Raw genomic sequence first — 19746 nt, 5'->3', positions numbered from 1 at the left:
TCGAGATCGGTGGACGAGATCCGCACCATCCCATCGCCGGCAACCGCCGGCCTGCGCGGGCGCTGCCCGCGCTGCGGCGAGGGCCACCTGTTCCAGGGGTTCCTGAGCTTCCGCCCGACCTGCGAGGTTTGCGGTCTCGACTTCAAATTCATCGATTCCGCCGACGGCCCGGCCTTCTTCGTGATGTCGATCGTCGGCGTGGTGGTAGTCGCGCTCGCCATGTGGGTGGAGTTCGCCTACGAGCCGCCGCTCTGGCTGCACGCGGTGCTGTGGGCGCCGCTGGCGATCATCCTGAGCCTCATGCTGGTGCGCCCCCTCAAGGGACTGATGGCCGCGCTGCAATTCAGCAACAAGGCCGAGCAGGGGCGCTTCCGCTGATGGACGCGGCGGCGGAACCGGGGTCCGCGGCTTCGCGCTGGCGCAGCCTCGTGGCGCCGGGCCTCGCGACCCTGGTCTGCCTCGCAATCCTCCTCTCCCTCGGCACCTGGCAGGTCGAGCGCAAGGCCTGGAAGGAGGGCCTGATCCGGCAGATCACGGAGCGCGCGGCGATCGACCCGCCGCGCGAGCCCCCGGCGCCGGGCGCCTGGGATCCGGCCGCGGACGAGTTCACGCGCGTGCGCGCCAGCGGTCGGTTCCTGAACGACCGGGAGACGCTGGTGCACGGGCTCGCCCCGGGCGACGTGCCGGGCCGGGCGCTGCAGGGCTACTACGTGCTGACGCCGCTCGTGCGCGACGGGGCGCCGACGATCCTGGTCAACCGTGGCTTCGTGCCGACCGAGCTGAAGAACCCGAGGGACCGCCAGGCCGGCGAGCCCGAGGGTGAGGTGACTGTGACGGGCATCCTCCGGGCGAGCGAGGCGCGGGGCCTGTTCGTGCCCGCGCCCGACCCGGCGAAGGGCGAGTGGTTCAACCGCGACATCCCGGGCATTGCCGCCTCGCGCGGGCTCGGCGACGTGACGCCCTACCTGATCGAGGCGGACGCGACGCCGAACCCGGGCGGCTGGCCGCGGGGCGGGCAGCTGCGCGTCGACCTGCCGAACAATCACCTGCAATACGCCTTCACCTGGTACGGCATCGCCCTGTGCCTCGTCGGCGTGTTCGGGGCCTATGCGTGGTCTGCAGTTCGGCGCTCGTAATTAGTGTACCTCACAAAACTCCCTCTGCGCTGGAGGTGCCACAGCGAGCGACGACCGAGATCGGGAGTTATGTGAGAGACACTTAATCTTTGGTCAGCGCGAACGCTCGATGTTCAAGATAATCTCTTTATTTCTGTAACCCTTCGCGTCGATCCCACCTCCACCGAACTTCGGAGGCGGCAGCTCGCGAAACGTTCCAGCATCGCACTTTTGCGATTGCGCGTCGCAAGCTTTCTTTCCCTGTTGGCCATCTGTATTTTTCATGCCGAGGGACTGTTCTTGCGCCCAGCCTTGGGAGCATAGGAAAATTGAGCAGACAAACAATGCATGTCGCATGGTCTTCCTCCTATTCTGGAAACAGCCCCGAATTCACCGAACGATACCCGATAGTCACCGGACGTTGCAGCGTTGTTACAAGGCTGATCTTCTGTCCATTGCGATTGACAATAGAGAGCAACCCGCCCGGTCCCGCGCTCGGTGAGGCCCTATCAAGATGTGTCGCCGGGACAGGATCTTTACCTGGTAGATTAGAAGCATCTTCATTACTCAAGGATGCATTGCTTGTATTCACTTGTCCAGCTTGATGGTCCTTCAACTGCCCGTTGGCAGAGAATGACATACCGTCCTCAATCGTCGTTTCGATCGAACGGGCCAAATATACCCGCGAGATAATCATGATCTGAACATCATACTGAAAATTCTGGACGGTGCGTCCGTCCTCGGAAGCAATTCTATGATATATTTTAGAACCAAATAAACTCGACAATTCACGCCTGGCACCGGTCTCAGTACAATATTTCATGTACTCGAGGCTATTGCAGAATTCATTAAGCTTTTGATGAGCAGTAATACTGAGAACTCCGTACGTTTCTGCCAATGGTATACTTATATCTATAGCCTGTGAGCGTGAACCAGACGTTGAAGCCGACCAGGGAATCACACCGGCAACGCCTAAGTTGCCATCAGATTGACGAGACCTAGCCAGAGAAAATCCAGGAAAGACGGCGAGAGGCAAATTTTTCCGCTCTCCATTTTTCTCAAAAACAGATGAATTAGCCATTTTCTGTTTCCAGAATTGCTTATTACTGGTAGGCAAGTCATCCGTATCTGGAAAAACTGGAATTTGCCTATATATTTTCTCAATTTCATCTGTCAAATCAATATGCCATATCTTCATTGCACGCGCAGCGAGCGGTATATCTAAGGACTCATCCTCATTGTCGTGAGCAATAACGAGAAAGACGTCCCCCACGGCGACGTCTTCTTGCGGGGGATAAAGTGGCTCTATGCCAAGTAAGCTGATTGCCGTGTTCCACTGCTTTACAATGCTCGTCGGTTGCGGCAGGGTTGGCGCCGCGAACGTCCACGCGAGCGTTATCACAATCAAGCTCGCTCCAATGACGCTGGAGATCACGATCCGCTGGGTGAACGTCATCTACCCCCCCCACAAAGCCTCACGATCTCGGATCCTGACAAACATACCACGATCCACTCTCGTGTCCATAAGCCATATAATTTCGCAATTTCGATACTTCGACGCGCATAGATTGACATTATATTCATAGCAAATCATATATTATACAATAAATCCGCCTTCTCGGAGATTCATCAAATGAATAACTACACAATCGGATATGATAATCTGATTCCTTGAGGCTCTTTTACACGACAAATCTGCTTCTCTGATCGGCGCGGAACGCTTCCTCAACGGCAGTATATCAAAGACATTACAAATATTTTGATTTTTTTAAGACGACCTGGCAAGAAAATCAACGTCGTTCCTTATGGAGCACCGTCCCGGTTGGAAAGCGTAGCACGAGAGCGGTGGACGTCGGAGAGGGATAGCCAATGCGAACCGCTGGGATCACGAGATCGTCCCCCGGCTGACGCGCCCACCGGTTTCGTGTACGCCACCGGCAGCCTCAGGACCTTGCCCGTGCTCCACGTCTCGACCCGCGGCACCGCCGCCCCTCTGACCTTCACCGACGCGCTGCTGGCCGGCCTCGCCCGCGACGGCGGGCTCTACCTGCCCGAGCGCTGGCCCGCCCTCTCCGCCGAGACCATCGCGGGCCTCGCGGGACGCCCCTACGCGGAAGCGGCCAAGACCGTGCTCTCCCCCCTCGTCGACGGCGAGATCCCGCGCGCCGATCTCGACCGGATGATCGAGGGGGCCTACGCCAGTTTCCGGCACCCGGCGGTCTGCCCGCTGGTTCAGCTCGACGACAACCTGTTCCTGCTCGAACTCCACCACGGCCCGACGCTCGCCTTCAAGGACGTGGCGATGCAGCTCCTCGGGCGGCTGATGGACCACGTGCTCAAGGCCCGCGGCAGCCGCGCCACCATCGTGGGTGCCACCTCGGGCGACACCGGCAGCGCCGCCGTCGAGGCCTTCCGCGGTCTCGATCAGGTCGACGTGTTCATCCTCTACCCGCACGGCCGCGTCTCGGAGGTGCAGCGCCGCCAGATGACGAGCGTGGACGAGCCCAACGTCCACGCGCTCGCCGTCGAGGGCACCTTCGACGATTGCCAGGCGATCGTGAAGGCGCTGTTCCAGAACGCCCGCTTCGCCGACGAGGTGCGGCTGTCGGGGGTCAACTCGATCAACTGGGCGCGCGTGGCCGCCCAGGCGACCTACTACTTCACCAGCGCCGTGGCGCTGGGATCGCCCCACCGCCCGGTCTCCTTCGCGGTGCCGACGGGCAATTTCGGCGACATCCTGGCCGGCTGGGTCGCGAAGAGGATGGGCCTGCCGGTCGGCCGGCTGATGATCGGCACCAACGCCAACGACATCCTGGCCCGCACCCTTCAGACCGGCACCTACGAGGTGCGGAGCGTCGCGCCCACCACCTCGCCATCGATGGACATCCAGGTCTCGTCGAATTTCGAGCGGCTCCTGTTCGAGGCCCTGGGCCGGGAGCCCGAAGCGCTGAACCGCCTGATGGCGAGCCTGAAGCAGGCCCGCGCCTTCACCCTGCCGCCCGCGGTGCTGGAGACGGTCCGCGCCGAGTTCGACGCGCAGGCCGTGCAGGAGCCGGAGGTCGTCGCGGAGATCCGCGAGACCCATGCGCGGACCGGGTACGTCCTCGATCCGCACAGCGCCATCGGTGTGCGCGCGGGCCGCAAGCTCCTCGCCGAGGACCCGGCGACGCCCGTGGTGGCGCTCGCCACCGCCCACGCGGCGAAGTTCCCGGACGCCGTCGAGGCGGCGACCGGCCTGCGCCCGGCGCTGCCGCTCCACCTCGCCGACCTCATGTCCCGGCCCGAGCGCTTCACCGTCGTCCCGAACGACCAGGGCGCGATCGAGCGCTTCATCCGCGAGCGCGCGCGCATCCTGCGCGGGGCGGCGGCGTGAACGAGCACTTCGCCACCTTCGGCGCCTCGCCCGACCTCCGGATCACGCGGCTCGCGAACGGGCTCACGGTCGCCACCGAGCCGATGCCGGGCGTCGCCACGGCGACGCTCGGCGTCTGGGTCGGGGCGGGCTCCCGCCACGAGCGGCCGGAGGAGCACGGGCTCAGCCACCTCATCGAGCACATGGCCTTCAAGGGCACGCGCCGCCGCAGCGCCCGGGCCATCGCCGAGGACATCGAGAACGTGGGCGGCGACATCAACGCCGCCACCAGCGCCGAGCAGACGAGCTACACGGCCCGGGTGCTGGGCGAGGATATCGGCGTCGCCCTCGACGTGATCGGCGACATCCTGACGAACTCGGTCTTCGAGGCCGGGGAGCTCGCGCGCGAGAAGGGCGTGATCCTGCAGGAATACGCCGCCGTCGAGGACACGCCGGACGACGTGGTCTACGACGCCTTCACGGAGGCGGCCTTCCCGGACCAGCCGATCGGCCGGCCGATCCTCGGGCGCCCGGAGACCATCCAGAGCTTCGACCGCGACGCCATCGAGGCCTACATGGCGCGGGAATACACGCCCGACCGCATGGTCCTGGCGGCGGCCGGCGCCGTGGAGCACGAGGCGATCGTGGCCGCCGCCGAGCGGCATTTCGGCGCCCTGCCCGGCCGGGTCGCGCCGGAGGCGGTGCCCGGCCTCTACCGCGGCGGCGAGCGGCGCATGGCGCGCAAGCTCGAACAGGCCAACCTCGTGCTCGGCCTGCCCGGCCTGTCCTTCCGGGACGAGGGCTACTACGCGCTCCACCTCTTCGCGCAGGTGCTCGGCGGCGGCCTGACCTCGCGCCTCTGGCACGAGGTGCGCGAGACCCGCGGCCTCGCCTACGAGATCCACGCCTTCCACTGGCCCTTCTCGGATTGCGGCCTGTTCGGCATCGGCGCGGGCACCGCGGGCGCGGACCTGCCCGCCCTCGTCGACGTCACCATCGCCTGCCTGGGTCAGACCGCCGCCTCCGTCGAGCCCGTGGAGGTCGCCCGCGCGAAGGCGCAGCTCAAGGTCTCGCTGCTCTCCGCCCTGGAGACGCCGGGCGGGCGCATCGAGCGCATCGCGCGCCAGATCCTCGCCTGGGGGCGCATCATCCCGGCCGAGGAGATCATCGCCAAGGTCGACGCGGTGACGATCGATCAGGTGCGGGCGGCGGGCCGCGCCGTGATGGCCGGGGCACCGACGCTCGCGGCGATCGGGCCGATCCGCAAGCTCCAGAGCCTCGACGCGGTCGGATCGGCCCTGAGGGCGGCCTGACGGCGGCCTCGCGGCAACTTGATTTGGCCGCAAAGCGGGACCACCACGGCCCTCGCCGGACCGAGGCCGAAGGCGGGGGAGACCGGGATCCCGCGCCTTGCCCGGGAGCTTGGGCGTCGGTACGGTCCAGAGGCTCTCTGCGAGAGCCGCCTCCCCTCCCCGGTCTGAAGACGTTCGACAGCGTTGCGCCACGCCACCCTCGCCCTCGCTCTCCTCGTCGCCCTCGCGGGGACGCTGCTGGCCCGTCCCGCGCGCGCGCTGGAGGCGGTGCGCGTCGGGCTCGACGCGCAGGCCATCGACCTCACGCCGGCGATCGAGCGCTACCGGTCGGACGGCGATCTCATCCAGATCTCCACGGCGCCGGGCAAGGACGGCATCGTGCGCCGCATCGCCGTGAAGGCCCGCGAGACGGGCGCGCGGCCGGACTGGATCGTCTTCGCGCTCACCAACGACACCGACGAGCAGATCGACCGGCTCCTCGTCGCCCCGCATTTCCGCCTCGTCGGCTCCGGCATCGTCTGGCCGGACCTCGGCGGCTCGCGCATCGCCGCGATCACCGCGAGCCAGGGCATCCGGCCCGAGCGCGACGAGAGCCCGGACGCGGACCAGTTCGTCGTCACCCTCGATCCCGGCACCACGGTCACCTTCGTGGCCGAACTGCGCACGCCCAACGTGCCGCAGCTCTACCTCTGGGACCAGGACGCCTACCGCAAGAAGGCGACCGGGCTCACCCTCTACAAGGGCATCATCATCGGCATCGCCGGGCTGCTCGCCCTCTTCCTCACCGTGGTCTTCGTGGTGAAGGGCGCGATCATCTTCCCGGCCGCGGCGGCGCTCGCCTGGGCGGTGCTGGCCTATACCTGCATCGATTTCGGCTTCTTCCAGCGCATCTTCCCGGTGACGGAGGCGGCCGAGCGGATCTACCGCGCCTCCGCCGAGGCGGTGCTCGGGGCGACGCTGCTGGTCTTCCTGTTCGCCTACCTGAACCTCGCCCGCTGGCACGTGCGCTACAGCCACGTCGCGCTGCTCTGGCTGATCTTCCTCGCCGGCCTCGTCGGCCTCGCGGTGGTCGACCCGCCGGTGGCGGCGGGCGTGGCCCGGATCTCGATCGCCACCGTGGCGGGCGTCGGGCTCCTGCTGGTGCTCTACCTCGCGGCCCATAACGGCTACGACCGGGCGATCCTGCTGATCCCGACCTGGCTCCTGCTCACGGCCTGGGTGGTGGCGGCGGGCTTCGCCATCACGGGCCAGCTGCGCAACGACCTCGTCCAGCCGGCGCTGATCGGCGGCCTCGTGCTGATCGTGATGCTGATCGGCTTCACCGTGCTCCAGCACGCCTTCGCGGGCGGCGGCATCGGCGCCACCCTGGTCTCGGACACCGAGCGGCGGGCGCTGGCGCTCACGGGGGCCGGCGACGTGGTCTTCGACTGGGACGTGCCCGGCGACCGGGTCTTCGTCGGGCCGGAGATCGAGGGCCAGCTCGGCCTCAAGCGCGGCGCCCTGGAGGGGCCGGCCGCCAATTGGCTGTCGCTCCTGCACCCCTTCGACGTCGACCGCTACTCGGCCGCCCTCGACACGGTGATCGAGGAGCGGCGCGGGCGCATCTCGCAGGATTTCCGGCTGCGCGCGGCCTCCGGCCCCTATTACTGGTTCCGCCTGCGGGCGCGGCCGGTGATCGGGGCGGACGGCGAGGTCATCCGCATCGTCGGCACCATCGCGGACGTGACCGAGGTCAAGATCGCCGAGGAGCGCCTGCTCCACGACGCGGTCCACGACAACCTCACGGGCCTGCCCAACCGCGAGCTGTTCAACGACCGCCTCGACGCCGCCCTGACGCTGGCCGGGCAGGACCCGCGCCTGAAGCCGACGGTCTTCGTCCTCGACATCGACCGGTTCAAGCAGGTCAACGATGCGATCGGCCTCTCGGCGGGCGACTCGATCCTGCTCACCCTGTCGCGGCGCCTCGGCCGTCTGCTGCGCCCGCAGGACAGCCTGGCGCGGATCGCCGGCGACGAGTTCGCGATCATCCTGGTCTCCGAGCGCGACGCCGACCGCATCATCGCCTTCGCGGAATCGATCCGGCGCACCATCACGACGCCGATCACCTACGCGGACCGGGAGATCTTCCTCACGCCCTCGATCGGCGCCGTCCTGTACGAGACCGGCGCCAACCCCAAGCGCGACCAGGTGTTCAAGAACGCCGAGATCGCCATGATCCAGGCCAAGCGCCAGGGCGGGGACCGGATCGAGGTCTACCGGCCGACCATGCGCAACGACCGCGGCGAGCGGATGCTCCTGGAGAACGACCTGCGGCGGGCGCTGGAGCGCAACGAGATCAAGGTGCTGTTCCAGCCGATCGTGCGGCTGGAGGACCGGACCGTCGCCGGCTTCGAGGCGCTGCTGCGCTGGGACCACCCCAAGCACGGGCGCATCTCGCCCCAGACCTTCATCCCCATCGCCGAGGAATCCGGGCTCATCGTCGATCTCGGCGTCTTCGCCTTGGAGCGCACGGCGGCGGAACTTGCCGCCTGGCAGCAGGCGCTCGTGGTCGAGCCGCCGCTCTTCGCCTCCGTCAACGTCTCCTCCCGCCAGCTCCTGCGCCACGACCTCCTGCACGACGTGAAGACCGTGCTCGCCCGCACCGGGGTCGCGCCGGGCTCGCTCAAGCTTGAACTCACCGAGAGCCTGGTGATGGAGAACCCGGAATACGCCGCCCAGATGCTGGCGCGGATCGCCGAGCTCGGAGCGGGCCTGTCGCTGGACGATTTCGGCACCGGCTACTCGGCGCTCTCCTATCTGCAGCGCTTCCCCTTCGACACGCTCAAGATCGACCAGTCCTTCGTGCGCCAGATGGCGAGCGGCCGGACCGTGATCCTGCGCTCGATCGTGCGCATGGCACAGGAGCTCGGCCTGGAGATCGTCGCCGAGGGCGCCGAGACCGAGGCGGACGCGCAGGCGCTGGCCGATCTCGGCTGCGACTACGCCCAGGGCTTCGCCTTCGGTGAACCGATGTCGATCCACCAGGCCCGCCAGCTCGTGGGGGCGGCGCCGGCGGCGGCGTGAGACCCGACGGACCCGTCAGCTCACCCGCGGCGCCTCGTCGACGGGCGCGCACAGGGCCTCCAGCGCCCGGATCAGGCGGTCGCCGCTGAGCGGCTTGCGGTGGACCGGGACGTCGGGGCACATCAGCCGCATCGCCCGCGGAAGCACGCCTCCGGTGCAGACCAGGACCGGGATACCGCCGCGGATCAGCCGTTCGGCCGTCGGCGTGGCCTCTCCGTCCGCGAGGTTGAGGTCGAGGATCGCCACGTCGACCGCCTCGCGATCGAGGAGGGCGAGCGCCTCCCGGTTGGTGCGCGCGGGTCCGACCGGGCAGCCCTCGGCGTCGGCGACGAGGTCGCTCAGTTCGAGTGCGATCAGCATCTCGTCCTCGACGATCAGGACCCGCCGTCCAGACAACATTCAGCACCTCCGGGTCCCCATGGGGACCGGCTCGTGACGTCGGATCGCCGACTCGTCGGGACGGAGCGACCCCCCGGCGGCGCTCGGGAGCGCCGAATCGCCCGGTTTCACCCTGAATCCCCGCGCTGCCGCGGTCAATCAACCAAAGCTTAACCATGTGGTTTAAGCGCTCCTTAACCATACTCGCCACATCGTCCGGGCGTGGTCGCGGCGTCGAAGCAGGGCACGCCGCGTCGGCCGGGTGAGGGAGTGGTCATGGGCGCGGCGGCACGGGATCACGACGCGGACGAGCGCTCGCCGGGCTCGGCGCTCCTGCAGCGGCTGCTGCTGCGTCCGCCGGCCCGGCCGCTCGACGCTCACTTCGCCGTCGCCGCCGTGGCGGACGACGAGGACGACCTGGAGGAGATCGTCTCCTTCCTCGAAGCCGAGAACCTCGTGATCAAGGCCGCGCTCAAGTCGGAGCGCGCCGAGACGGCCGAGCTGCGGGCCCGGCTGGAGGCGGCCGACGAGAGCGAGACCCTGCAGGACATCCGCGCCGACCGCGACCGCTGGGCGAACCTCGTCGAGCGACTGCTGTTCGCACCCCGCTGACGCGCGCCGCCCCGGCTTCCCTCATGATCCGCCACCCCCGCTGTTCGCTCGTGGTCAACGGCAAGACCGTCCGCGTCGCGACCGGCGACACGCCCTTCGAACCGACCCTGGCGGCCGGGGCCGCCGCCGGATCGGATGCCCCCGCCCAGGACGCCGTCCCGCGCCTGTCCCAGACCGGCCGCGCCCGGCCCCGGCTCGGGGACGGCGCCACGCGCCAGGTTCCGGCCCCCTCCCCCCTCGCGGCCCTGCGCGCGGCCAAGCGCGCCGGCACCGTGCTCGCTGTCGCGCCCCTGTCGGAGCATGTCCGCGAGGTCGTCGTGACGGTCTCGCGCCCGCTCGACCTGAAGCCCGGCCAGGCCCTGGAGGCGGGCTTCGCGGGCTTCCCCGCGCGCGCGCTCTGCCCGACCCAGCGCCTCGACGGCGCGACGGAACTCAACGAACTCGTCTTCCACCTGCGCACCTCCGGATCGCTCGGCGGCGCCCTGGGCGAGGCGATCGGTCCGGGCCACTCCGTGCGGCTGCGCGGCCCGGTCGGCGGGGCGGCCTACCGCACCGGCCTCGGCCGGCTCGTCCTCGTCTCGGCCGAGACCGGCTTCGCGCCGATCTGGGCGATCGCCCGGGCGGCGCGCTACGTCGAGCCTGAGCGCGAGATGGTCCTCGTCGCAGGCGCCGAGCGCGCGGAGGACCTCTACATGCGCCCGGCCCTCGCGTGGCTGCGCGGCACTGGCGTCGGGCGGATCGTGCTGGTGGCCTCCCGCGACCCGGGCGGCGCCCCGGACGTGCGCTCGGGCCCGATCACCGCCCACCTGCCGCCGCTCGCCCCGGGCGACAGCGTCTACGCGGCCGGCCCACCCGAGGTGGTGCGCGCGGTCGAGCGCCTCGCGGGCGCGGCCGGCGCCACCTGCGCCGGCATCCCGTTCCTGCCGAGCGTGAGCCGGGCCCGCAGCCTCGTCACGCCGGGCGAGCGGGACCTCACGCTCGGTCGCTAGGCTCGCCCGGCAGCCTCGGTGTCCCATCCGATCCGGAGGCCCGCCGCGATATTGCCGCGCTGGTGGGACACACTGTCCCCTTCCCCGGGGGCGAGGCGGACGGACAAGGGTCGAGGATGGAGCGGGATCCGATCGCGTATGCGTGGCGCAGCGCCCCGCGCCAGCACGCCGCGGCGATCGCCGCATCGGTCGGTCTCGGACTGCCCGTGGCCGGGCTCGGCCTCGCCCTGGTGCGGGATCTCATCGACACGTTGAGCACGGCCGCCGACGTCGGCGGGATGCCGGTTCACCTCCTGCGGGTGGTTCTGCCGCTGCCCGGGCGCCTCGGAGGTCCTCTCACCCTGCTCGACGGCTGGCCGCTGCCGGAGGGGTCGCTCGCCCTTTGGGCAATCGGCGGCCTCGTCCTGGTCGGCGTGGCGCTCGCGGGGATCGGCTGGATCACCGCCCGCCTCGCCTTCGCGGGCCAGGCCGCGGCCGTGGAGCGCCTGCGCCGCAGCGCCGCCGAGGCCATCCTGCGCTCCGGCCCGGTCGGGCGGGAGGACGCGCGGGCGCTCGCGCTCCAGGTCGGCGAGGGGCTGCGCGCCGTCGACGCGCTGCTGGCGGTGGGCCTCCTGCTGCCGGCGCTCACCGCGGGCGCCGTGCTCCTGGCGCTGCTCGCGGCCGCCGCGGCGGCGCCCCGCCTCGTGCCCGCGGTGGCGGTGAGCGTGGTCGCGGCGGCGCTCGCCCGGGCGCTCCTGATCCGACGCGCCAACCGCCAGATGGAGAAGCGGCGCGACGAGAGCCTCGCCCTGGAGAAGGCTCTCACCGACCTGGTGCGCCGGCTGCCGGCCGTGCGGGCGCACGGCACCGCCGCCTTCGAGCGGGCGCGCCTCGGCCACGCCGCATCGGCGGCCCGGCGCGGCCTCGCGCGGGCCGAGGCCTCCCTGGCGCGGGCCCGCGCGCCCGCCCTCGCGCTGTTCGTCCTGCTTCCCGCCGCCCTGCTGTCGACCGCGCTCTGGCACGGGGACGGGCCGGCGCATCCGGTGACGGCGGGCGCGCTCTCGGCGGCCTTCGGCGCCCTCGGTCTCGCCGCGAGCCTGCTCGCGCTCCTCCTGCGGCAGAACGAGCGGCGGCGCGCGGCGCTCCCGGCCTTCGGTGAGATCGGCCGCCTCGTGGAGGCGCTGGAGGCGCGCGCCCGCGCGGCCCGGCGGCGCGCCGCGCCGGCCCATTTCCCGCCCTCCGGCGCGCTCGCGCTCGCGGGCGCCGCCGCCTACGATCCGGCCTCCGGCGAGAGGCTGACCGGCCTCGACCTCGTCCTCCCGATGCCGAGACACGCGGCGATCCTCGGCGGGCGGGGCAGCGGCAGCCGGGTGCTCGCCGCGCTCCTCGCCGGGCAGCTCGAACCCACCGTCGGGCGGGCGACCTACGGGGGCGTCGACCTGCGCGCCCTCGACGCCTCGGAGCGGGCGCGCCGCATCGCCTTCGCGGGCGACGAACCGGTGCTGGTGGCCGGGAGCCTGCTGCAGAATCTGCTCTACGGCGACCTCGCCTTCGTGGACGGTTCGGCGCCGAACCCCGACGCGCCGCCCGCCCACGCCCCCCACCTGGAGGAGCGCCTCGTGGAGGCCCTCGCCGTCACCGGGCTCGACGCGCTGGTGCGGGCGCGGGGTCTGGCCAGCCTCGTCGCGCCGAGCATCGACCCGGGCACCGCCGCGGCGATCGTCGAGACCCGCGCCGCCCTGAGGGAGGCGCTCGCGGCCGAGAACGCCTCGCACCTGATCGAGCCCTTCGATCCCGACCGCTACAACGCCCAGGCCACGGTGGGCGAGAACCTGCTGTTCGGCGAGCCCGTGGGCCGCGCCTTCTCGGAGGAGCGCCTGGCCGGCCATCCCTTCACCCGGGCGGTGCTGGAGGCCGAGGGGCTGACGCGCCCGATGATCGAGATGGGCCTCGCCATCGCCCGCGCCACGGTCGAGATCTTCGCCGATCTGCCCGACGACCATCCCCTGTTCGACGCCTTCTCGCTCTTCCCGGCTGCTGAGCGCGGCTTCTTCGAGGACCTCGTGGCCCGCCAGCCCGAGGCAACCGGCTGGCGGCGCGGACCGGCCGGGCAGCGCGACCGCGCGCGGCTGATCGGCCTCGCCCTGCGCTATTCCGAGAGCCGGCACCGATTCGGGCTCATCGACGCTGCCTTCGAGGCCCGGCTGGTGGCCGCGCGGCGCACCTTCGCGGCACTCGTGCCCGCGCGGCTGCGCGCCGCGGTGGCCTTCTACGATCCGGCCCGGGTCACCATCGCGGCGAGCCTGGAGGAGAACCTGCTGTTCGGGCGCATCGCGGGCGCGGAGGCGGGCGCTGAAGCGCGGGTGCGCGCCGTGATGGGACGCGTCCTTGCCGAAAGAGGGCTCGACCGGGCCGTGGTCCGGTTCGGCCTTGCGGCCAAGGTCGATCCCCGCGCCGCCGAGAGCGGCCTCGGCACCCGCGAGGGGGCCCTGACGGCGGCCGAGCGCGGGGCGATCGACCTCGCGCGCTGCCTCGTCCGCCAACCCGACATCCTGGTCGTGGGTCTCGCCCTGGACGAGCGCAGTCCCGGCGAGATCCGGACGGCGCTCGGCCGGCTGCGCGCCGCCCGGGCCGGCCGCGGGCTCGTCGTCTGCCTGCCCGACGAGTCGAGCCTGCCCGCGGATGCGCCCTTCGACGTCGTCCTGCGCACCGAGCGCAGCACTGCAGCCATCATGCAACCCTCGGGCGATTTTGTCGCTTCGCCCCCCTTGCCTCCGACGGCGGATCCGGGGAACCTCGTGCGCGAGACATCCGTTCGTCATGGAGTGAGCGCGTGACAGTGACCGACGTTCCGAATCGGCGCGGGGACCGAACCATCGGCGTCGCGACGACGCCGCGGCCGGGTCCGGGAACGCAGCGCGGCGTGTGGACGAGGGCGGTGCTGTGCGCAGACGCACATTCTTCTGCGAGCAAGCGGATCACCGTGCATCCATGAAACACATGGGTCTCCCGGCATGCGACGGCCTCACGCTCCGTTTCTGGGGCGTTCGGGGATCGATCAGCGCGTCCGGTCCGAACATCGTGGAGTTCGGGGGGCACACGCCCTGTGTCGAGCTGCGATGCGGAGAGCGTCTGTTCGTCATCGATGCCGGAACCGGGATCAACGCGCTCGGTGCCTATCACGGCACCGATTTGCCGCAGCGAATCGACGTCCTGTTCAGCCACCTCCACCTCGATCACGTCACCGGTCTCGCCTTCTTCAAGCCGGCGGTGCTCGACCGGAACCGCGAGATCCACACGTATTGCGGGAATCTGGATGGCCAGAGCGCCGAGGAGCCGCTGAACCGCCTGTTCTCGCCGCCGCTCTTCCCGATCACCCTCGCCCAGTTTCCCGCCCGCTTCGTGCATCACGGCTTCCGGGCCGGCGAGAGCCTGCGCTTCGACGACGGGGCCGTCGTCGACACGCTGCCCCTGCAGCACCCGCAGGGTGCGACGGGCTACCGGTTCCGCCACGCGGGCCGCACCGCCTGCTACATCAGCGACATCGAGCACACCGAGCCCTGGCCCGAGCCCCGGCTGCTGGACTTCGTGCGTGACGCCGACCTCGTCGTCTACGACGGCATGTTCACGGCGGGCGAGTACCCGGCCTGCCGCGGCTGGGGCCACTCCACCTGGGAGAAGGGCGTCGAGCTCTGCCGGGCGGCGAATGTCCGTCGCCTCGCCATCATCCACCTCTACCCCCAGCACGGCGACGCGGAGCTGCGGGAGATGGAGCGGGCGCTCCAGGCCGCGATGCCGGATTCCTTCATCGCCCGCGAGCGTCAGAAGATCGTCCTTCCCGCCGAGGTCCGGGTTCCGGAATTCTTCTGATTTCGATCGGCGAAAGCTCGCGGTGATCGTCGCGACGGCCGCGGACAGGCGACCGGAGACCCTTCGCGCCGAATTTCTTCCCTAGCGTCTCGCGCACTGACGTGATCTTTACCCTGCGTCATCTGAGGCGTGGGGAGCGTCATGGGCAGATCATCGCCGGCTGGGGCGAATACAGCGCGCGGCACCCTCCTGCTCCTCGGCGGCATCATCCTGCCCAACCTGCCCTTCGCCCTCGTGGGCATGGTGCTGGCGTTTCCGCCCCGGCAGAGCGCGCTGTGCCTCTACGGGGCGGTCGCATTGATAGCCGGCCGAATCCCACGTTGGGCAGTGCTCGGTCTCTCCCTTGGCGCCCTGGCAATCGACGCCACCCTGCTGATCGCGCAGATGTTCTTTCTCGATCTTGATGCGGTCGCCCGCTGGATGTGGATGCTGCCGGATCTGCGCCTCATGGCCTCACCCTTCTACGCGATGCTCCTCATCGCGCTCGCGGCGGTGGCGGGCACGAACCTCGCCTATCTGTGGCACTTCGCGCCGGCCATGCGCGGCGGCGACCGCCGCGTGGCCGCGATCGTCCTCGCCGCCCTCCTCCTGGCCGATGGGGCGGGCACGGGCATGCCGGCCCTGGGCCTCGGCGGATGGAGCGCCCGCGGGTTCGACGCGGCGACCGCCCGGTCGGGCTTCGGCGAGGCGGTGCGCGGATCGGGCACCGCGCGACACGCCCTGCTGGTGCTCGTCGAGAGCCTCGGGGAGCCGCGCGCTGCTGCGCACCGCGACGCGCTGTTCGCGTCCTTCGACGATCCTGCGCTGAACGGGGCCTTCACGGTGCAGCGCGGAACCGTGCCCTTCTGGGGCGCGACCACGCAGGGCGAGATGCGCGAATTGTGTCTGACACGGAACGCCTATCGCACGGTCGTGGGCGGGGCGCGTCCCGAGTGCCTGCCCGCCGCCCTGACGCGGCAGGGGGTGCGGACCCTGGCCGTGCACGGTTTCTCGTCGGATTTCTACCAGCGCCGGGACTGGTACGGGCCGATCGGCTTCGCCGAGACCCTGTTCCTCGACAGCCTGACCGACGGTCTCGCGCGCCGGTGCGGCGGCACCTTCCGGGGTGCTTGCGATCCCGACCTCGGCGCCCTGATCCGCGCGCGCATGGATCAGGCCCGCGAGCCCCTGTTCGTGTACTGGCTGACGCTCAACTCGCACGTCCCGGTCAGGCCCGGGGAGGCGACGCGCCGCTTCGCCTGCGAGACCGGCGGCCCCTTCGGCGACCCGGAGGTCTGCGCGATGGCCGAGGTCTGGATCGATGTTTTCGAGGCGGTCAAGCGCCTGGCCCTCGAACACCCGAACGCGGAGATCCTGCTCGTCGGGGATCACGCGCCGCCGCTCTGGCGTCGCTCCGCGCGGGCGTTGTTCGCGCCGGACCGGGTACCCTGGATCCGGCTCTCACCGCGCGCGCACCCTGGGGTGGCCGGTTGACCGCGCCGCCGCGATCGGAAGCCGACTGGGGGCGGCGGCGCTCGCGGGCCCACCTCTGGCCTCCCCCTTTTCAGGCTCTTCCACGCCACCAGAAGGCGATCCGAAAAAGAGGAGCCTTGATCGAGCGGGTGTGTCTCGGTTTCAAACGCCCGGGTTTGCTGCGCCGGTGAAAATTCTCAGCCGAACATCCTGGATGCGCATCAGATTTAATACAGCAATAACAACTCAAAACAGACCATAATATCCATCAACGGCAATAAATCCACCTCCTCATGCTGAGGTGCCGCGAAGCGGCCTCGAAGCACCCCAGAGCGTCTCGTCCAAGGCGCCTTTTCTCTTGGATGAACGTTCTGAGTGCTTCGAGGCCGCTGCGCGGCACCTCAGCATGAGGATACTCGCGCACTCCAGGCGCGTTCATTTGATGAGCAGGCTATCGAGATGTGTGCACACGGTGGCCCGTGCGGGAGAGGGGATCCCGCGGATCTTGGAGCGCCACCATCAAGGATGGAATGTCTTTGCCGCAGACCAAGACACCGGTTCGTCCGCAGGAGACCGCGAAGCCGGTGGGCACCTCATCCTGACACCGCGTCGAACAAGCCGATCCCGTCTCACACCACCGCGACGGCGTAACCCGCCAGCAGCGCGGCGCCGAGCACCAGCACGAAGGCGGCGGCGAGGAGTTCGAGGGCGCCAACGAGCACCGCTCCGGCCGCGCCGCGCCCCCCGGCGAGACGCAGGGCGAGCCGCTTGGCGAAGACCGCAAGGGCAGCGAGAACCGAGGTGGTGAGCGCGGTCCCAAGGGCCATCGCCAGGGTGGCCAGCACGCCGGCCAGGAAGACGCCCTGGGAGAGGGCGAAGACCAGGACCAGGATCGCCCCGGCGCAGGGCCGGCTCCCGGCCGCGAGCGCGACGCCCGCCTGCTCGCGCAGGCCGCGCAGGCGTTCGATCCGGCCGGCATCGGCGAGGGCAGCGTGACCGCAATCGGGACCGCAGGCGGCCTCCTCGCCCTGGAGGCGCTGCGCCAGCATTCCCGCCTTGCGCCAGGTGACGGCGAGGCCGAGCAGCGCCACGCAGGCGAAGCCCGCCGTTTCCACGAAACGCCCTGCCTCGATGAGCCCGGCGGCGGTGAGCCGCAAGATCGCCGCACCGCCGCCGACGAGGGCGAGGGCGATGGCGGCCTGGATGAGCGCCGCCGCGGCGCTGAGCGCGACGCCTCGCGCCAGCGCCCGCTCCCCGGCCACGATGTAGCCGGCGATCACCGCCTTGCCGTGACCGGGGCCGGCCGCGTGGAAGACGCCGTAGGTGAAGCCGAGCCCGGCGAGCAGCCCGTAGCCGCCGCTGCCGGACCGGACTGCCCCGACGGCCGTCTGCAGGCTGCGCGAGAAGGCCGCCTGCATCGCCAGCAGCCAGGCCCCGAGGCTGGTCGCCGCCGAAGGCGCCGCTTCGCGAAAGCCCATGCCGAAGGGCGAGGGCGGCGGCGGCGCGAAGCCCGGCGCCACGAGCGCGACGAGTCCCGCCAGGATGAGGGCGGCCATCAGCACGGCGGCGGCAGCGAGGGTCAGCCGCAGGGCGGCACCGCGCCGGGGCGCGAGCGGCAGGCTGGCGGATCTCACGAGCATGCGACGGTGATCCGGTTGGCGAATTGCACGCCGTAGGTCGCCGCGTCGGTGAGCGCCGCGAACAGGGATTCAGACATCGCGGCCTGGGGGGCCGCCTTCGGCCGGTGGACGATCGCCTTGCAGGCGGACGGCGCGCCCTCCAGCGTCGCGACGCCCTCGCCGTCCGCGAGGCTGAAGGCCACGAAGTAGGTCGGGTCGTAGACTTCCAGGGTGAGGCTGCCCTTGCCCGGCGCCTTGAGCGGCAGCGTGAAATGCAGGGTGAGCGCCCCATCCGCGTAGCTCATCGCCTCCTCCCGCGGCGGGCCGAAATCCTGCTTGCGCCCGTCGATCCTGAGGCTGGTGAAGTAGGCGGAATCGGCGAGGTTCTCGGCATTGTCCCGGGCGAGCGCGGCCAGCGCCTCCGGGCTCGGCGCCTTGTCGCCCAGGCCCTGCACCGTGAAGGCCGAGTAGGAGGGATCGAAGGTCCAGGCGTGGCGGATCGCGCTCACGCGCCCGTCCGGCCCGTAGACGATCGTCGCCCGGGTCGTGATCCAGACGTGCGGATGGGCCTGGGCCGGGAGGATCCAGGCGGCGAGGAGGCCGGCCGCGAGGGCGAGCGTGCGAATCGTCATGGTCACGCCGCGCAAGCTCCGCGCCGATGGTGAATCGCCCGTGAAACTCCCGTGTCAAAGCGGCGAAAGCGCGGCGCCGGCCTGCGCGTGCAGCCAGGCGCGGAAGCGTGCCACCTTCGGCGGATCGGGCTCGTCGGGCGTCACGACGAAGTAGGAATAGGGGCTCGGCACCTCTTCGGCGAAGGGCCGCACCAGGCTCTCGGGCCGCAGCAGGTCGCCGCCCAGGACCCGGGTGGCGAGGGCCACGCCCTCCCCGGCGGCAGCGGCCTGGAGCACCATGAAGGTGTGGGTGAAGCTCGGGCCGCGCCGCGGCGCGATGTCCCCCGCCCCGACCGCCGCCAGCCATTCCGGCCACCCGACCGTATCCGCGTCGAGCGGATCGTCGTCGTGCAGGAGGGTGTGATGGGCGAGGTCGCGCACCCGGCGCAGCGGCGGGTCCCCGTCGCGCAGGCGCGGGCTGCAGACCGGGAAGAGGGCGTCGCCGAACAGCAGCTCGGTCCGCACGCCCGCGTAGCGGCCCTTGCCGTGGCGGATCGCCACGTCGGCGGTGTCGCGCGCGAAGTCGATCAGCTGGTTGTTCGCGACGATGCGCACGTCGAGGTCCGGATTCGCCGCCCGGAAGGCCCCGAGCCGCGGGATCAGCCACAGCGACGCGAAGGAGTGGCTGGTGTTCACCGCGAGCACCGCGTCCTCGCTCTGGCGGCGCAGGGTCAGCGCCACCTCGGCGAGACCGTCGAGGAGCACGCCCGCCGCGCCGGCGAAGCGGGCGCCCGCGCGGGTCGGGACGACGCCGCGGCTCGGCAGGCGGCGGAACAGCGGGAGGCCGAACCACGCCTCCAGCGCCTTGACCTGCTGGGCGACGGCCCCGGCGCTGACGCCGAGTTCCTCGCCCGCGGCCTGGAAGGTCGGGTGGCGGGCGGCGGCCTCGAAGGCCCGCACGGCGTTGAGGGGCGGCAGACGGCGCGGGGCCATGACGTAGATTTTCTCCGGCAACAGCGCAGAGCTTCTGGTTTGCTCCGCGGGCCGCATCGGCGCAAGTTCTCTCTCATCGACTGACACACGGTCCTGGAGGACGCCATGGCGACGCTCGCCGGAGGCGAAGGAAATCTGCGCCTCGTTCCCGTCATGCCGCTGCGGCATACCCGCCCGCCACGGGCCGTCTCGCTGATGGAGCGGATCGAGCTCTGGATGCAGCGCCGCCGCCAGCGGCTCGACCTGCAGCAGCTCCCGGACGGCATGCTGAAGGATCTCGGCCTGTCCCACGCCGACGTCGCCCGCGAGGCCGAGAAGCCGTTCTGGAGGGCGTGAAACTCACTGTATTGGGCCTTGCGCGGCCGCGCCCTACAACGGGCGGGCAACGCCGCGCGAGGCC

General features: G+C 70.3%; 17 protein-coding genes. 11 read left to right on the top strand and 6 right to left on the bottom strand.

The window, feature by feature from the left end; all coding sequences use genetic code 11:
- Positions 1–9: 9 nt before the first annotated feature.
- Both ACW9J6_RS29550 and ACW9J6_RS29545 read left to right on the top strand, forming a co-directional pair.
- Positions 10–378: a DUF983 domain-containing protein gene (locus ACW9J6_RS29550; RefSeq protein ID WP_457119924.1), complete on the top strand. Its 369-nt coding sequence runs from the start codon at positions 10–12 to the stop codon at positions 376–378.
- Positions 378–1136, top strand: a complete 759-nt coding sequence (locus ACW9J6_RS29545) for an SURF1 family protein (protein ID WP_457119923.1) — start codon at positions 378–380, stop codon at positions 1134–1136. The genes ACW9J6_RS29550 and ACW9J6_RS29545 overlap by 1 nt, the downstream gene beginning before the upstream one ends.
- 93 nt (positions 1137–1229) lie before the next feature.
- Here ACW9J6_RS29545 and ACW9J6_RS29540 read toward each other — a convergent pair whose 3' ends face one another.
- Together ACW9J6_RS29540 and ACW9J6_RS29535 are read right to left on the bottom strand one after the other, a co-directional pair.
- Positions 1230–1472 (bottom strand): hypothetical protein, encoded by a 243-nt coding sequence (locus ACW9J6_RS29540; protein ID WP_457119922.1) that lies wholly within the window; start codon positions 1470–1472, stop codon positions 1230–1232.
- 10 nt (positions 1473–1482) lie between these two features.
- Positions 1483–2571: a hypothetical protein gene (locus tag ACW9J6_RS29535; protein WP_457119921.1), complete on the bottom strand. Its 1089-nt coding sequence runs from the start codon at positions 2569–2571 to the stop codon at positions 1483–1485.
- 501 nt (positions 2572–3072) lie between these two features.
- Here ACW9J6_RS29535 and thrC point away from each other — a divergent pair.
- The 3 genes from thrC (at position 3073) to ACW9J6_RS29520 (ending at position 8843) form a co-directional block, all read left to right on the top strand.
- Positions 3073–4488, top strand: a complete 1416-nt coding sequence (thrC, locus tag ACW9J6_RS29530) for a threonine synthase (protein ID WP_457119920.1) — start codon at positions 3073–3075, stop codon at positions 4486–4488.
- A complete protein-coding gene (locus ACW9J6_RS29525) occupies positions 4485–5780 on the top strand; it encodes a M16 family metallopeptidase (RefSeq protein ID WP_457119919.1) in 1296 nt (431 codons plus the stop codon). The genes thrC and ACW9J6_RS29525 overlap by 4 nt, the downstream gene beginning before the upstream one ends.
- A gap of 183 nt (positions 5781–5963) precedes the next feature.
- Complete coding sequence (locus ACW9J6_RS29520; RefSeq protein ID WP_457119918.1) at positions 5964–8843, top strand: EAL domain-containing protein; 2880 nt, start codon at positions 5964–5966, stop codon at positions 8841–8843.
- Between the two features lie 15 nt (positions 8844–8858).
- On the opposite strand, the gene ACW9J6_RS29515 is transcribed toward ACW9J6_RS29520, so the two are convergent.
- Positions 8859–9242: a response regulator gene (locus ACW9J6_RS29515; protein ID WP_457119917.1), complete on the bottom strand. Its 384-nt coding sequence runs from the start codon at positions 9240–9242 to the stop codon at positions 8859–8861.
- Between the two features lie 255 nt (positions 9243–9497).
- On the opposite strand from ACW9J6_RS29515, the gene ACW9J6_RS29510 reads away from it, so the two are divergent.
- From ACW9J6_RS29510 to ACW9J6_RS29490, 5 genes are all read left to right on the top strand, one after another.
- Positions 9498–9833 carry a hypothetical protein gene (locus ACW9J6_RS29510; protein ID WP_457119916.1) on the top strand — a complete coding sequence of 112 codons (336 nt, stop codon included), beginning with the start codon at positions 9498–9500 and terminating at the stop codon, positions 9831–9833.
- Between the two features lie 23 nt (positions 9834–9856).
- On the top strand, positions 9857–10822 hold the full coding sequence (locus tag ACW9J6_RS29505; RefSeq protein ID WP_457119915.1) for an oxidoreductase: 966 nt from the start codon (positions 9857–9859) through the stop codon (positions 10820–10822).
- 116 nt (positions 10823–10938) lie between these two features.
- Positions 10939–13638, top strand: coding sequence for an ABC transporter ATP-binding protein (locus ACW9J6_RS29500; protein WP_457119914.1), 2700 nt, complete (start codon positions 10939–10941; stop codon positions 13636–13638).
- A 163-nt stretch (positions 13639–13801) separates the two neighbouring features.
- The gene (locus tag ACW9J6_RS29495; protein ID WP_457119913.1) at positions 13802–14671 is read left to right on the top strand and encodes an MBL fold metallo-hydrolase; all 870 of its coding nucleotides are present in this window, start codon (positions 13802–13804) and stop codon (positions 14669–14671) included.
- Positions 14672–14812: 141 nt separating this feature from the next.
- Positions 14813–16144: a sulfatase-like hydrolase/transferase gene (locus ACW9J6_RS29490; protein WP_457119912.1), complete on the top strand. Its 1332-nt coding sequence runs from the start codon at positions 14813–14815 to the stop codon at positions 16142–16144.
- A gap of 608 nt (positions 16145–16752) precedes the next feature.
- Here ACW9J6_RS29490 and ACW9J6_RS29485 read toward each other — a convergent pair.
- Genes ACW9J6_RS29485 through gcvA form a run of 3 tightly spaced genes read right to left on the bottom strand, consistent with a single transcriptional unit; the run spans position 16753 to position 19346 of the window.
- Positions 16753–17763: a nickel/cobalt transporter gene (locus tag ACW9J6_RS29485; RefSeq protein WP_457119911.1), complete on the bottom strand. Its 1011-nt coding sequence runs from the start codon at positions 17761–17763 to the stop codon at positions 16753–16755.
- Positions 17754–18374, bottom strand: coding sequence for a DUF1007 family protein (locus tag ACW9J6_RS29480; protein ID WP_457119945.1), 621 nt, complete (start codon positions 18372–18374; stop codon positions 17754–17756). Before ACW9J6_RS29480 ends, ACW9J6_RS29485 begins: the two co-directional genes overlap by 10 nt.
- A 54-nt stretch (positions 18375–18428) precedes the next feature.
- Entirely contained in the window at positions 18429–19346 is a 918-nt protein-coding gene (gene gcvA, locus ACW9J6_RS29475) for a transcriptional regulator GcvA (protein ID WP_457119910.1), read from the bottom strand.
- Positions 19347–19451: 105 nt separating this feature from the next.
- On the opposite strand from gcvA, the gene ACW9J6_RS29470 reads away from it, so the two are divergent.
- Entirely contained in the window at positions 19452–19682 is a 231-nt protein-coding gene (locus ACW9J6_RS29470; protein WP_457119909.1) for a DUF1127 domain-containing protein, read from the top strand.
- Positions 19683–19746 lie beyond the last annotated feature (64 nt).

It is taken from the genome of Methylobacterium sp. JK268, assembly GCF_054052225.1.
This window is presented reverse-complemented; position numbering and strand designations above follow the sequence as displayed.

Excerpts from the sequence above, each read along its gene's own strand:
- ACW9J6_RS29535 (WP_457119921.1), bottom strand. The coding sequence starts at position 2,571 with ATGACGTTCACCCAGCGGATCGTGATCTCCAGCGTCATTGGAGCGAGC.
- ACW9J6_RS29500 (WP_457119914.1), top strand. The coding sequence starts at position 10,939 with ATGGAGCGGGATCCGATCGCGTATGCGTGGCGCAGCGCCCCGCGCCAG.
- ACW9J6_RS29470 (WP_457119909.1), top strand. The coding sequence starts at position 19,452 with ATGGCGACGCTCGCCGGAGGCGAAGGAAATCTGCGCCTCGTTCCCGTC.
- ACW9J6_RS29510 (WP_457119916.1), top strand. The coding sequence starts at position 9,498 with ATGGGCGCGGCGGCACGGGATCACGACGCGGACGAGCGCTCGCCGGGC.
- ACW9J6_RS29545 (WP_457119923.1), top strand. The coding sequence starts at position 378 with ATGGACGCGGCGGCGGAACCGGGGTCCGCGGCTTCGCGCTGGCGCAGC.
- ACW9J6_RS29485 (WP_457119911.1), bottom strand. The coding sequence starts at position 17,763 with ATGCTCGTGAGATCCGCCAGCCTGCCGCTCGCGCCCCGGCGCGGTGCC.
- ACW9J6_RS29495 (WP_457119913.1), top strand. The coding sequence starts at position 13,802 with ATGGGTCTCCCGGCATGCGACGGCCTCACGCTCCGTTTCTGGGGCGTT.
- ACW9J6_RS29480 (WP_457119945.1), bottom strand. The coding sequence starts at position 18,374 with ATGACGATTCGCACGCTCGCCCTCGCGGCCGGCCTCCTCGCCGCCTGG.
- ACW9J6_RS29490 (WP_457119912.1), top strand. The coding sequence starts at position 14,813 with ATGGGCAGATCATCGCCGGCTGGGGCGAATACAGCGCGCGGCACCCTC.
- ACW9J6_RS29515 (WP_457119917.1), bottom strand. The coding sequence starts at position 9,242 with ATGTTGTCTGGACGGCGGGTCCTGATCGTCGAGGACGAGATGCTGATC.
- ACW9J6_RS29540 (WP_457119922.1), bottom strand. The coding sequence starts at position 1,472 with ATGCGACATGCATTGTTTGTCTGCTCAATTTTCCTATGCTCCCAAGGC.
- gcvA (WP_457119910.1), bottom strand. The coding sequence starts at position 19,346 with ATGGCCCCGCGCCGTCTGCCGCCCCTCAACGCCGTGCGGGCCTTCGAG.
- ACW9J6_RS29505 (WP_457119915.1), top strand. The coding sequence starts at position 9,857 with ATGATCCGCCACCCCCGCTGTTCGCTCGTGGTCAACGGCAAGACCGTC.